The 13,170-nt window shown below is 60.9% G+C and carries 13 protein-coding genes; 5 read left to right on the top strand and 8 right to left on the bottom strand.

The features are described from left to right. Positions 1-24 precede the first annotated feature (24 nt). The 3 genes from CGLUCO_RS02945 to CGLUCO_RS02935 are packed head-to-tail and all read left to right on the top strand — an operon-like array spanning position 25 to position 2,460. Positions 25-315, top strand: coding sequence for a hypothetical protein (locus CGLUCO_RS02945; protein WP_005390369.1), 291 nt, complete (start codon positions 25-27; stop codon positions 313-315). Beyond that, the gene (locus tag CGLUCO_RS02940; protein ID WP_084036859.1) at positions 312-1,193 is read left to right on the top strand and encodes a C40 family peptidase; all 882 of its coding nucleotides are present in this window, start codon (positions 312-314) and stop codon (positions 1,191-1,193) included. The genes CGLUCO_RS02945 and CGLUCO_RS02940 overlap by 4 nt, the downstream gene beginning before the upstream one ends. Positions 1,194-1,218: 25 nt before the next feature. After that, on the top strand, positions 1,219-2,460 hold the full coding sequence (locus CGLUCO_RS02935) for a SatS C-terminal domain-containing protein (RefSeq protein ID WP_005395010.1): 1,242 nt from the start codon (positions 1,219-1,221) through the stop codon (positions 2,458-2,460). Here the strand turns inward: CGLUCO_RS02935 and CGLUCO_RS02930 are convergent, their stop codons facing one another. After that, positions 2,461-2,658: a hypothetical protein gene (locus CGLUCO_RS02930; protein WP_231286089.1), complete on the bottom strand. Its 198-nt coding sequence runs from the start codon at positions 2,656-2,658 to the stop codon at positions 2,461-2,463. Here CGLUCO_RS02930 and CGLUCO_RS02925 point away from each other — a divergent pair. Then, complete coding sequence (locus tag CGLUCO_RS02925; RefSeq protein ID WP_232621890.1) at positions 2,645-3,676, top strand: D-alanyl-D-alanine carboxypeptidase family protein; 1,032 nt, start codon at positions 2,645-2,647, stop codon at positions 3,674-3,676. The genes CGLUCO_RS02930 and CGLUCO_RS02925 overlap by 14 nt on opposite strands. A gap of 48 nt (positions 3,677-3,724) precedes the next feature. Here CGLUCO_RS02925 and CGLUCO_RS02920 read toward each other — a convergent pair whose 3' ends face one another. From CGLUCO_RS02920 to CGLUCO_RS02895, 6 genes are all read right to left on the bottom strand, one after another. Then, a complete protein-coding gene (locus CGLUCO_RS02920; RefSeq protein WP_198481438.1) occupies positions 3,725-4,861 on the bottom strand; it encodes an HNH endonuclease signature motif containing protein in 1,137 nt (378 codons plus the stop codon). 144 nt (positions 4,862-5,005) lie between these two features. After that, positions 5,006-5,848, bottom strand: a complete 843-nt coding sequence (locus CGLUCO_RS02915; RefSeq protein ID WP_084036686.1) for an RDD family protein — start codon at positions 5,846-5,848, stop codon at positions 5,006-5,008. Between the two features lie 36 nt (positions 5,849-5,884). Further along, positions 5,885-6,970 carry a YhjD/YihY/BrkB family envelope integrity protein gene (locus CGLUCO_RS02910; protein ID WP_005395002.1) on the bottom strand — a complete coding sequence of 362 codons (1,086 nt, stop codon included), beginning with the start codon at positions 6,968-6,970 and terminating at the stop codon, positions 5,885-5,887. A gap of 48 nt (positions 6,971-7,018) precedes the next feature. After that, positions 7,019-8,032 (bottom strand): tryptophan--tRNA ligase, encoded by a 1,014-nt coding sequence (gene trpS, locus CGLUCO_RS02905; RefSeq protein WP_084036684.1) that lies wholly within the window; start codon positions 8,030-8,032, stop codon positions 7,019-7,021. An 11-nt stretch (positions 8,033-8,043) separates the two neighbouring features. Then, positions 8,044-8,757 carry an acetolactate decarboxylase gene (gene budA, locus CGLUCO_RS02900; protein ID WP_084036682.1) on the bottom strand — a complete coding sequence of 238 codons (714 nt, stop codon included), beginning with the start codon at positions 8,755-8,757 and terminating at the stop codon, positions 8,044-8,046. After that, entirely contained in the window at positions 8,750-9,634 is an 885-nt protein-coding gene (locus CGLUCO_RS02895) for an exodeoxyribonuclease III (RefSeq protein ID WP_084036680.1), read from the bottom strand. The genes budA and CGLUCO_RS02895 overlap by 8 nt, the downstream gene beginning before the upstream one ends. Positions 9,635-9,705: 71 nt before the next feature. On the opposite strand from CGLUCO_RS02895, the gene CGLUCO_RS02890 reads away from it, so the two are divergent. Then, entirely contained in the window at positions 9,706-11,829 is a 2,124-nt protein-coding gene (locus CGLUCO_RS02890) for an NADP-dependent isocitrate dehydrogenase (RefSeq protein WP_084036678.1), read from the top strand. Between the two features lie 52 nt (positions 11,830-11,881). Here CGLUCO_RS02890 and CGLUCO_RS02885 read toward each other — a convergent pair whose 3' ends face one another. After that, positions 11,882-13,117, bottom strand: a complete 1,236-nt coding sequence (locus CGLUCO_RS02885; RefSeq protein ID WP_084036676.1) for an MFS transporter — start codon at positions 13,115-13,117, stop codon at positions 11,882-11,884. Positions 13,118-13,170: the final 53 nt, after the last annotated feature.

The following is a 13,170-nucleotide window of genomic DNA, read 5'->3' as shown; positions in this document are numbered from 1 at the left end:
GGGTCGCAAACACGTCTAACGAATATGCAGCCATTACAGTTTGATCCGCTTGCCGCCCGTGACCTGGTAAATAAGCTCGTCGCTGGCGCGGAGGCATGTGTCCCACCCGCCGTCAACATCACATCCCAAATCGCAGCCACCCCCGGTGTCGGGGGGTTCGGAATGGCCCTGATATCCGCCGCAGAGAAGACAGGAAAGGAGATGGCCTCCGTGTGCAACATTGCGCTCGACATCGCCGCCTCCTCGCGGCGCAGCCTTGAGGATATAGAACACCACGATGAGGATCTCGCCCACGCACTAGAGGTGGCACTATGATTGCCGAAACCGCCGAGCGCATCTCCAGCCTCGCCCCACCACAGAACGTTCTTACCGGCGCGGGTACGCCCCCTGATTTCTCTGCTGCGCCGCAGCTGGCAAAGATCTTTGGCGCGGACGCTGGCCCCCTCCTCACCTTGGGGAAAGTTATCGCTAAGGATGTGGGCACGATAGCCAAAGCCGTGCAGATGGCTACACCGCTCCTCGCCTCCGCGTTGAAAGACCTCATTGCCCTTGTCCAGCGCTTCATCGCTGAGGCCGCGCGGCTCATCGCGCAAGCGCTCGTCCCCAACCCGGCGACAGCCGCGGCCGCCCTTGCACAGCTGGCGGCACTGCCGGGAAAGTACATCTCAGCTGCGCTCGCCCGGGCTGCACAGCTAGAAACCGAGCTCGCACCAGCCACTGCGCTCCTGCGTACCGTGGGCACGACTCCGCTGGAGTTCCATGGAACCCCAGTTCATGATGGTGACGCGACGACGGCTGAGAAACCGCGCACGGTCGCTATGGAACTCTCCTCCTCCACTGCCGCTGCACCGAAGGCCCTCCAAGCCGTCGAAAAGGCCAAATCACAGCTCGGTACCCCCTATGTGTGGGGCGGACAAGCGCCTGGCCGTGGCTTCGACTGCTCCGGCCTCGTCCAGTGGGCTTACAGGGAGTCTGGCGTGGAACTTCCACGCACAGCTGCCGCTATGGCTATGGGCTCGAGCGTGCCTCAAAGCGCGCTCCAACCAGGTGACCTCGCAGTGTGGTCCGGCCACGTGGCAATGTGCATCGGGGATGGCAAGATGATCGAAGCCGGCGACCCTGTTCAGATCAACCCAGTTCGCACGACAAACATGGGGATGCCGTTTAAGGGGTTCTTTAGGCCTACTGCCTAGGGCAGGTGCGTTATCATCTGTAGGCATGGCAGCTACAAAGAATTCCGCTATTGTCCCCATCAAGCTCCGGCTCACTGAGGGCGATGTCTACACCCTGTACGCGCCGGCGTGGAAACAGCACGGCGCGCAGTGGGAGGCGTTCGCCGGCGACGATGCCCACATCTTCGTCTTTAGGTCTCCCGCCGAAATCCTCGCCTGGCTGGAAGCGAACCCGGAAAATGAGCTCACTGAGCACCCCGCGTGGCCACGCTTCTCCGCGCGCGGAGACGATCGCGTAGTTCCCGACGAGCGGCACATCTACAGCCTCATCGAGGTGCCCGCATACCTGGCAGATCGCGCCTCCTATGAAAACGTCACCGCCACGCAGCGCTGCATGGAGGTAGCTAAGGCGCTCGGCAACGTCGGCTCGCTGGCACCTGTTAATACCTTCTTCGCTTCCCACTCTATTTTGGGCAACTTGCGGCGTGGCCACGAGCACTACGCCTCGGAGGAAACCGCTGGCGAGTGGACGGGCATCGGTGCGGTAGTCCTCGATAACTGGGAAAAAGTTCTGGACGCAATTGACGAGGCTGTCGTCATCCCGGACAGCGACGCTGACGCTGTAGCATCCGCGCAGTCACGGGTGGATGCCGCCGTGGCCGCAGCGACTGCAGCAGCTGCTGCAAAGGAAGAAGGGTCTGTCGCGACTGCGCAGGAAGCGGAAAACATTGATCCGTACGATGCCTCCGTGTGGGCGCACGCCGGCATCGATCCCATTCAGATCACTGTGGACGGCAAGACGGTGTACACACTCCGCAGCTTCGTCGAGAACCAACCGGTCTTCCTCGGCAGCTTTGGAAAGATCTTCACGTTCAACAACCGTAAGTCGCTCGCCCGCTGGCTTATGGACCACGACGATCACGATATTGCCAAGCTGTCGACGTGGCAGATCATCAAGGACGAGGCCTCCGTGGGCAACCTCGATGTCCTTGTCCACGACGACAACACCTACGTGCTCACCGGCATCAAGGAGGACATCGCCAAGGGGCCGGACTCCGTCGACGTCAAGCAAATGGGTCGCGCAGTCGAACTCTTCGCCGACACCGCGGACTGGGCGCGCGACGACTCAATGAACGCCACGCTCCTGGCCAACCCCACCTTCGACCGTTACATCAAATACATGCTCGGCAACGAGGGCGGCTACGTTCCCTCCGCCCCGTTCACTGACGAGGTCAACGGCTGGAAGCTGCTGGAAAACACTCTGACTGAGCGCTTCAGCAAATTCTAACTACTCAATGCCCTCCCGCTTACTTGCGTCAGCAGCGACGTGCGCGCTCCTCCTTGCGAGTGCGCCCGCCATCGCCCAGACAACGACCACGCCGCCACCACCGACGACGCCAAACACGGATAGCTGCCCGTACGCCGTCGCGCCACCGCCGCCGGTCGACCACTCGGAGGAGCCAAAGCCAGGAATGGCTACACCCACGCCCCTCCCCGCCCCCACTCCTGCCCCCGGTGGACCCGCCATGAGCCACTGTGGGGTGTCGGTTCCGGAGGGTTTTTCGCTTCCCGACGGTCTGTTGGCCCACTCTTTCCTCGTCTTCGACCTGGATACTGGCGACATATACGCTGCTAAGGATCCGCACGGCCGTTACCGTCCAGCATCCATCATCAAGGTACTGCTCGCCAGTGTGGCCATCGACCGGCTCTCTCTCACCGATTCAATGGAGGTCACCGCAGAGTCGTCCGACCAAGAAGGATCCTCCGCAGGCATCGGCCCCGGTGGCCGATACACCGTCGATGACCTTCTTCACGGTCTCCTCATGGCCAGTGGCAACGACACCGCTCACGCGATAGCTCAGCTGCTTGGTGGCGATGAGGAAGCCCTCCGCATGGTCAACGCCCGCGCTCTCGATCTGGGGTCCACTGACACCCGTGTGGCCACGTACTCCGGTCTGGACAGCGCCGGCATGCAGACCAGCGCCTACGACATGGCTCTTTTTTTCACCGATGCCTGGTCCAAACCCACGTTCCGAGAGATCCTCGGCACCGAGAAATACGACTTTCCGGGTTTCAAAGACAACCCTGGGTTCGAGATGTGGAACGACAACCGAATGTTATTTGTCAACGAGAACGCGCTCGGCGGCAAGACCGGTTTCACAGACGATGCCCGCCACACGTATGTCGGTGCGATGAACCATAAAGGCCACCGACTCGCAGCCGTCATCCTCGACGCTGAAGCCTCGAAAAAGCGCGCGTGGGAGATGGCGGAAGAACTTATTGAAGCCACCGATCCGGAAACGATGACTCCCGTCGGCACACTCACCCAAGAAAAACCGAGCGAGCAGCCGGCCACCACCGCGCAACCTGCACCACCTGCGGATCCCCCACGATCAAATGCTCATCTCGCGGCATGGGGCATCGTTATCCCCATCGCTGTCCTTCTCCTTGCCGTCATCGTGGCAAGCCTCATGTCGCTCATTGGGGGTGCGAAAAGGAAGTAGGCATGCCGGATAGCCCGACTTCGTCGGGCTATCGTGCAGGCTGACTTGTCAGCCCGGCGGGCTGGGGTCGATGGGCATGCCGAGTTGCATCCGGGCAAGGCGCACGGCCCCGCCTTGGGCACACGGGTGCATATTCAACTGGAGGGGTCCGCCGAACGCGGGCTTCCAATACTCCAACCCGTCTATACGCACCATCCGACCGTACATGGGTGTATCCGGATCATCATCATTGCGGCCGTTGAAGAACTTACACAACAACATCAAATTCGACGACACAGTCTTCCCGCCGAGTTTGACTGGCCAAATGTGGTGCACCTGGCACTCACTGGCAGGAGTCGAACACCCCGGATGCGGACACACCGGATTACGAATCGACTGGTTAATAAACTCCAACACATCCGCAAACCGGGACTCCTCCGTCATCTCAAACGAATACAAACCGAAGTTTTCAGGAGCAAGGGGACTGACAAGAGCAATAATCCCCTCTTTTTCAAGCTCAGCCTCCACAATCTCCTTACCCGTAATAGTCGCACCGTTGGTAGCCGAGAACACGAACTTGTTTCGTTCCTCCTCCGTGTACCCCATAAAGTCCATAGTGAACGGGAGCACAAACAAAGGCTTGCCAACAGTGGGAAGCGACCCATCGGATTCAGACAAAGCCAGCTTGACCAACCCATCAGCAGGACACGTCTTGTCCGTGGCTTTCGCACGATCATAAATCTGCTTCACCCGGGAGGATTCTGCTGTGAGCGTCAAGGTGGCGAACGTGGAGTTTTTGATCGCCCGATACGTGAGCTTCTTATCCGGGTTATCGGCCCGGTGGGTCGAAAGCTCCTGGATAAGACGCGCGCCCTCGGCGTTAATGGTGGTGATATCCCGCCCGTAGGGAACAAGAGCCTCCCTAATCGTCCAGGCGTGCTTCTTCGGAAGCTTCACCACAAACCGCTCAATAGCCTTCAATGAAGCAAAACTACACCCGGCCACGGTGGCCTTTTCACGGGCTAGCTCCTGCTTACGTGGGGCGCTGGCGCGCCCAAAGTAGATACCAGCAAGATTCTTAATATCGTGGGCAGTTGTGGGATCATACCCCAGGCGGACCAAAGCTTTTTTGGACATGCCAAACGCCTCCCCGGCGATCACCATCGCCTGCGACAGGAGGGAAGCACAATCCGTTAAAGCGGTCATGCCACACACAATAAAGCGGCGCAACGCCCTATTAAAGGGGAAGCAACAAAACTGTGGATAACCCGACCAGACCCACAAAAGTTATCCACAGGCCAAGAACACAAACCTGGCCTGTGGATTGAAAAGCGATATACGGCGAACGAGCTACTTCTTCTTAATCACAATGGCACCGACTTCTTTGTCGTGATTGCCCCTGCCTTCGGGATCCTTCTCAATGGACTTGGAAAGATCGAGACCCCAGATAAGGGTAACGAGGTAGCCAAAACCTGGCACGATGCTGCAGAGCGTCCAAAGATTGCGACGCGCGGACTCCGCGAGGGTGAGGTTTGCGCCTGTATCCGCTTTCTTTACCTCCATGTTATTGAGCATCTTGCCGGGAGTCGCACCGAACCACGCCTCGCAGCCAACGAAGTAAAGGAAGAGCACCAGTGCGGACAATGCGATACCGAATCCTGCCTCATCTCCTCCGCCGATCAAGGCCCCGCTGATCACGGCATAGATGATGAAATCGAGGATTTTAACGTGCTGGCGTTCCTTAGCCGTCGGGAGCTTTCGATTCACACCGAGGGTGGTGCTGTATTCACGCGCCTGCTGCACCGCCGATGACGAGGTCGGCGCTGAGAAGAACATCGGCTGTTGCTGCTTTGTGGCCGTGTAGCGCGGTGCGGACGATGGTGCCGCTTGCTCACGTTGCGGCTGGTCGCGCGGAATGTTTTCCTCGGGTCGGGGGAAGCGACCGAAATCGGAGAGGAACTCGAGTTCGTGCCAGGACTTTACCTCTCCACGGGCGAGGCTCTCGTCGTAAACTTTGCGGTTTTCTGCATCGGAAAGGATGCCGTAAGCAACCTCGCAGGCTTTACGCTGCGGATCGTTGTGAGCTTTCTTTTCAATCCGCATCTCACTGTCAATGCGGGAAAGCTTCCAGCCTAGGTCGCGTTCGTCAGCCTCGCGATCGAGTCCATAGAGCTGGTACAGATCCAAAACCATTGTCGTTACTCCCTCGTTAACGTGTACCTTTTTAGTCTACCGCCTGAACAGCCGTCCCACAGCCCACGAACCAACGGCGCCGAGGGCCGCGCCGATCCCCAAAACGGCACCGGTGTCGGGGCGTGAGGTGGCTGGGGTGACATCCTGGCGGACGCGGATGACAGCGGGAGTCGGAGCCTTGAGTTTCACCTGGGCAAGCGACTCTTCGGTGGTGGCAGCCCACGCCGAACAGTAAAGAAGGATGCGCCAGATGAAGTACAGGAGCACCATGATGCCGATGATCGGCCCGAAGGTGGCTCCTGCGGGGTTGCTCAGCGCGTTGGAGAAGAACATGGATCCGAGCTGCTTGAACACCTCAAAAATGAGTGCACCGATGAGCGCGCCCTGGGCTGCGGACTTCACGGGGGTCTTACCGCGTGGCATGTATTTGATGAGCCAGAAGAAGACGAGGAAGTTGGCGCCAATACCGAGAATGATCGCCACGATGGTGGTAATGGCACCGATACCGGGAACCTGCTCGAGCTGCAGGAGCTCGAGAATGCGGTGGGTGAGCCCGGAACTGCCAACGGCGGTCACGCCGAAGGCGAGGGAGAGTGTGAGCATGAGGCCGAGAAGGCCGAGGAGATCCCGCAGCTTGTTCATGACAAAGTTGCCGCCGGTGGGGTCGATCTTCCACTGCTGGCTGACACCGAAGCGGAGGTTATTCATCCATCCGAGGCCGGACCAGAGGGCGGTCAGTGCACCGATGGAGAACACAGCACCGGCCTGGTCGATAGCGGTGGAGACGACCTGGTTGACGGTTTCTCCCAACTCTCCGGACAGCGAGCTGGTGATTTGCTCCTCTATCTGTGCCAGTAGTTCGGGCCGGTTCTTCAAGAAGAAGCCGGCAAGGCCGAAGGCGAGCATGAGGAGCGGGAAGAGCGAGAGCACGGAGAAGTAGGTAATGCCGGCAGCGTACTGGTTGCCACCCATTTCTCCGTAGCGCTCGTTCATACGCATGATGTGGTCGAACCAGCCCCACTTATCGCGGAGCTTGTCCACCACGGACTGCTCGTCGTCTGTTGCTCGTTCGATACCGTACTGGTCGATATCTTTTTCTGTTGGCGCCGTGCGGGCAGTCATCGAGGCCTCCTAAAGATCTACTTCCTTAACAGACCTATTTAATCATGCCTAGTGCTTATTCGCCGTGAACCCCAGCTTCTCGTACACCTCGGCGACGACGGGAGCGGCCACCTCGGTGGCGTGCTCAGCGCCTGCATCGAGGATAGCTTCCAGCTGACCGCGATCGGACATGAGCTCGTCGTAGCGGGCACGCAACGGCGTGGTGAATGCTTCGAGAGCATCGGCGGTGTCCGTCTTCAGAGCACCGTAACCGGCACCCTCGTAACCCGCGACGATGTCCTCGATCGGCTTATCGGTTAGCGCGGACTGGATGACGAGGAGGTTGGACACGCCCGGCTTGGTCTCCGGGTCGTAGCGGATCTCGTTCTCGTTGTCGGTGACAGCGGACTTGATGCGCTTGGCGGAGACCTTGGGGTCATCGAGAAGGTTGATGATGCCCTTGGGGTTGGAGCCGGACTTGCTCATCTTGGAGGTCGGATCCTGCAGGTCGTAGATCTTGGCGGCACCCTTGGGGATGAAGCCTTCGGGAAGCGGGAACGTATCACCGAAGCGCTTGTTGAAGCGGTCTGCCAACGTGCGGGACAGCTCCAGGTGCTGGCGCTGGTCTTCGCCCACGGGGACGTACTTGGGCTTGTACAGCAAGATGTCCGCAGCCATGAGCATGGGGTAGGTAAATAGTCCGGCGCTGGTGCGGTCCGCGCCGCGCTTCTTGGACTTGTCCTTAAACTGCGTCATGCGGCTGGCCTCGCCGAAGCCGGTGAGGCAGGTCATGACCCACGCGAGCTCAGCGTGCTCGTGGACGTGGGACTGGACGAACAGCGTGGATTTCTCCGGGTCGATTCCCAGCGCGAGAAGCTGGGCGGCACCGGCGTAGGTGCGGTTGCGCAGCTCTTCTGGATCCTGATCCACGGTGATGGCGTGGAGGTTGGGGATGAAGTAGAACGCATCAAACTCGTCCTGCAGGGTAATCCACTGCTTGAGGGCTCCCAGGTAATTACCTAGGTGGTAGGAGTCTGCGGTGGGTTGAATTCCGGACAGTACACGAGTTTTCTTGTCAGTCATAGAAAATTACCTTACTCGGTCGTTTCGATTTGTTGCTGCAAGTCATCGGGCGCAAGCTCGGCGCGGGAAAACTCGTCGGTGAGGGGCAAGCGGAGCTGCAGATCCGTGCCCACGCACAGCTCGATGGTGCCCGAAAGCAAAGAAAAGTCGAGGACGTGGCCACCGTGGCTGTGCTCAGAATCAAGGAAGTGGACGTGGCAGCCGGGGACGGAGATGCCTTGCTCGTAGACGGGCGTGCGGAAGCCGGCGATGGTTCCGGAGACGTGATCCATGTGGACGACGGCATCGGATTGCGTGGCTTCCACCATCTTTGGGTACGGCTTTTCCTGCTTCACCACAGTGCGGGTGGTGACGTCGGCGAAGTCGCCGGTGATCCGCAGCGCGTACATGTAATTCTGGGAGTGGATGAGCGAGTCGATGAACGCCGACACGTCTTTACGCGCAAGGTTGTCGGGTGCTTTCGCCGTGATGTGGGGGACGAAGTTGGTGACCACGGCAAACGGGGTGCGCGCGTCGAGGTCTGCGCGGGTGGCGGTGCCGTCGGAACGCAGCTGCCAGCACACGCCGTCGAGGATGACCATTTCTCCGTCGAGGCCGTCGAAGGTGCCGAGGCCGAAGTTGCCACGGCCGAGGAGCTCGCCGATTGTCATCTCACCGTCGTAGATGCCGTCGAGAAGCGCGCTCATGAGTGAGTTTTGGAAGAACGGGTGGCGGACTCTAGTCACGGTAGGTCACCACCAGCGGCGCGTGGTCGGACCAGCGGGTTCCCCACTCGTCGGCGCGGTCGACGCGGGTGGACTCGGCGCGTTCCATCATCGCCTTCGTCGCAGCCTGGACATCGATGCGCCAGCCGGCGTTGGTGTCGAAGGCCTTCCCGCGGTAGGTCCACCACGTGTACGGTGCATCTTCTGGGTGCAGCCGTCGCGCAACGTCGAACCATTGGGGGCTTGTCGACGCCTCTCTCCTGCCCTCCCGGACGTAGTCGACGGCACCCTCGAAGATGCCGTGGGAGTCGACCTGGCTCTCTGCGAACGGGAAGGTGCCAAAAATCGCATCCATGAAGGCACGCTCGCCGGGCAGGCACCCCGCCTTCTTCTTATTGGAGTTGAAGTTCTTCAAATCGTTCGGCGCGTGGCAGATGTTCCAGTCGCCGGCGACGACGGCCTTTTCATGGTTGGCGGCGATTTCCGCGAGCTGGATCTCCAACGCGTCGAGGAACCGGTATTTCTCGTCCTGCTTTGCGGTACCAGCAGCCCCCGTGGGCAGATAGAGGGACGCGACGAAGAGGTCGTCGACAAGCGCAGAAACGAAGCGACCAGAATCCTCAAACCCGGGTACCCCCGTGCGCACATCGGTGACCGGGCGGGTGGTCAGAATCGCTACCCCCGCGCGCCCCTTCGCCGCAGAATCGTGGAGGGTCAGGTGCCAGCCCTCCGCTAGCGCCGGGGCCAAGGCCTTTTCCGCCTGCTCAGGGGTAGCACGGACCTCCTGCAGCAGCACAATATCCACATCGGCCGTGCGCAGCCAATCGTGGAAACCGGGGCTCTTGGAGGCGGCGGCGCGGATACCGTTGACGTTTACCGAAGCTATTTTGTGAGACATACCTTTAACTTTACGGGTACGGTAAGAGGCAGCTAACCAAACGCTCGTACTATTTAAGAAAAGGTGAAACCGTGAGCACAATTATCTACACCCGCACTGACGAGTCCCCACTGATGGCTACCTACTCCCTCAAACCCATCGTGGAGGCCTACGCCAAGGCTGGTGGCATCGACGTGGAAACCCGCGACATCTCGTTGGCACACCGCATCCTTGCCGAATTTGGGCTCGCATCCGACGACCTCGCCGAGCTCGGTGCACTGGCCAAGAAGCCCGAGGCGAACATCGTCAAACTGCCGAACATCTCCGCCTCTGTCCCGCAGCTGAAGAAGGCCATCGCCGAACTGCAGGCAGCCGGCTACGACATCCCGAACTTCGAGGACGCAGAAGACAAGTACTCCAACGTCAAGGGCTCTGCGGTTAACCCCGTCCTGCGCGAGGGCAACTCCGACCGCCGCGCCCCGCAGGCCGTGAAGAACTTCGCCCGCAAGCACCCGCACACCATGGGTGAATGGTCTGCGGATTCCAAGACGGCCGTCGCCACCATGGACGACCACGATTTCCGCCACAACGAGCAGTCCGTCATCATGCCCGCAGACGACACCCTCACCATCGTCCTGAAAACCGCAGACGGCGAGAAGGAATTCAAGAAGGTGCCGGTACTGGCCGGTGAGGTTGTCGACTCCACCTTCATGTCTGCCCGCGCCCTCGACGCGTTCCTCGCTGAGCAGCTCGCCCGCGCAGACAAGGAAGGCATCCTCTTCTCCGTCCATCTCAAGGCCACGATGATGAAGGTCTCCGACCCGATCATGTTCGGCCACGTCGTCCGCACCTACTTCGCAGACGTGTACGAGAAGTACGGCGAGGAGCTGCTCGCTGCGGGCCTCAACGGCGAAAACGGCCTCGGCTCCGTCATCGAGGGCCTGTCCGAACTTGAGCACGGCGAAGAAATCCGCGACGCGATTGCCACGCGCCTCGCCGACGGCCCCGCGCTCGCCATGGTCAACTCCGACAAGGGCATCACCAACCTGCACGTCCCCTCCGACGTCATTGTCGACGCCTCCATGCCGGCCATGATCCGCACCTCCGGCCACATGTGGAACGCCGATGGCCAGGAGCAGGACACGCTCGCTGTCCTCCCCGACTCCTGCTACGCAGGCGTCTACCAGGCCGTCATCGACGACTGTAAGGAAAACGGCGCCTTCGACCCGACCACCATGGGCACCGTGCCGAACGTCGGCCTCATGGCGCAGAAGGCCGAGGAGTACGGCTCCCACGACAAGACCTTCAAGGTTCCCGCCGACGGAACCGTCGAGGTGCGTAACTCCGCCGGCGAGGTTCTCATGAGCCACGAGGTAGAGGCCGGCGACATCTGGCGCGCCTGCCAGGCCAAGGACGCCCCCATCCGCGACTGGGTGCAGCTCGCCGTCCGCCGCTCCCGCGAATCCGGCATGCCCGCGATCTTCTGGCTCGATCCGGAGCGCGCCCACGACCGCAACATGAAGACCCTGGTGGAGAAGTACCTTGCCGACGAGGACACCGACGGCCTGGACATCTCCATCCTCTCCCCCGTCGAGGCCACCAAGAAGTCGGTCGAGCGCATCCGCCGCGGCGAGGACACCATCTCCGTCACCGGCAACGTCCTGCGCGACTACAACACGGACCTGTTCCCCATTCTTGAGGTGGGCACCTCCGCCAAGATGCTGTCCATCGTCCCGCTCATGGCCGGCGGTGGACTGTTTGAGACCGGTGCAGGTGGATCCGCACCGAAGCTCGTCCAGCAGCTGTTCGAGGAAAACCACCTCCGCTGGGATTCCCTCGGCGAGTTCATGGCCCTTGCCGAGTCCCTGCGCAAGGCCGGCTCTGAGACCCTCGCTACCGCCCTGGAGGCAGCCACTGAGAAGCTGCTGAGCGAAGGCAAGTCCCCGAAGCGCAACGCCGGCGAGAACGACAACCGTGGTTCCCACTTCTGGCTCGCCCGCTACTGGGCCGAGGCCCTTGCCGACGGCGAGTTGAAGGACACCTTCGCCCCCGTCGCCGAGAAGCTGGCAGCCAACTCCGACCAGATCGAAAAGGAGCTCCTCGAGGTCCAGGGCTCCCCCGTCGACCTCGGCGGCTACTACTTCCCCGACGAGGAAAAGACCACCGCCGTCATGCGCCCGTCGGCCACTTTCAACGAGATCATCGACGCGATCTAGTCATCGCTGTCCCCCAGCCCCGCGCACGAATGCGCGGGGCTTTTCTCAACGCCTAGCTCTGGCTCTTGATGACCACGCGACGCTTCCGTCCCGGCCTCGTGAGCATCATCGGCACCCACACCACCATACCCAGCGTGGCAAGGGTGACGCCCGCTAGCGCCGTGTAATGGTACGGGAAGCCCGCCGCGATAACGGCACCGCCAATCGTTGCGCCGCCCGCGTTGGCGAGGTTCAGCGCCGATTGATTCAACGCAGCGGCAAGCGTCTGCGCCTCACCGGCGACATCCATGAGACGAATCTGCAAAAGCGGGACGAGGGCCGTGCCGAAGGTGCCGATGATGAAGAACACCACCGTGCCAATCCACGGGTTCGCCGAGGCAAAGAAGAATCCAGCCAATGCCAGCGCAATGCAACCAAGCACGATGATGAGACCCCAGTCGATGTTGCGGTCCGAAATCCAACCGCCGAGCATATTGCCAGCGACCCCACCAAAGCCGTATGCCATGAGAACCAGTGGCAGGAATTCCGGCGGCATCGCTGCGCGCGCGGGATCCGTCATCGTCCAGCCGATGTACGTATAGACGCTGAACATGCCGCCGAAGCCAACCATGGCGATCAGCACGGTGAGGATCACCTGGACGTTTTTTAGCGCGCTCAGTTCCGTCAACGGACTGGTTGCGGGCATTTCCGTCATGTGGGGCATGAACACATAGAAGCCGGTAAACGCGACAAGCCCCACGGCAGCAACGACGGCGTAGGCCACCGACCAGTGGGTGACCTGGCCGAGCCATTGCACAACGGGCACGCCACCGAGTGTGGCGGCGGAGAAGCCGAGGCTCGTCAAGGCCACAACGCGACCGCGCTGGCCCTTGGGCGTGATGGACACTGCGCACAGCGTGGAAACGGAGAAGTACGCGCCATGCGGGAAGCCGGCGATAAACCGGGCGACGAGGAGCGAGGGCATATCCCACGCGACGAGTGTCAGCGCGTTGCCCACGGTAAACGCCGCCATGAGGAGGATGATGAGCCGGCGCCGTGGCAGCTTGCCGGTGAACACCGTGATGAGTGGCGCGCCGACGGTCACGCCCAAGGCGTACGTGGTGATGACATGGCCGGCAACGTCCTCGGTCACGCCAAAGTCCGCGGCGATGAGCGGCAAAAGCCCCATGGAGACAAACTCGGTAATGCCGATGCCGAAACCACCGAGCGCGACAAGGAGCAGGATGACGCGATGCCGCCGAGGCGTGATCTCCGTCTGCCGCGGCAGGGGTTTACGTGTTGCAAGCATGGCTTTTCCTCCTTCAAATAGGCAGCTTTCACAACGTACACCCGCTGCAGAAC

It is taken from the genome of Corynebacterium glucuronolyticum DSM 44120 (genome assembly GCF_030440595.1).
GTDB classification, from domain to species: domain Bacteria; phylum Actinomycetota; class Actinomycetes; order Mycobacteriales; family Mycobacteriaceae; genus Corynebacterium; species Corynebacterium glucuronolyticum.
The sequence above is the reverse complement of the archived record's forward strand: the minus strand, read 5'-3'. Positions and strand labels throughout refer to the sequence as shown.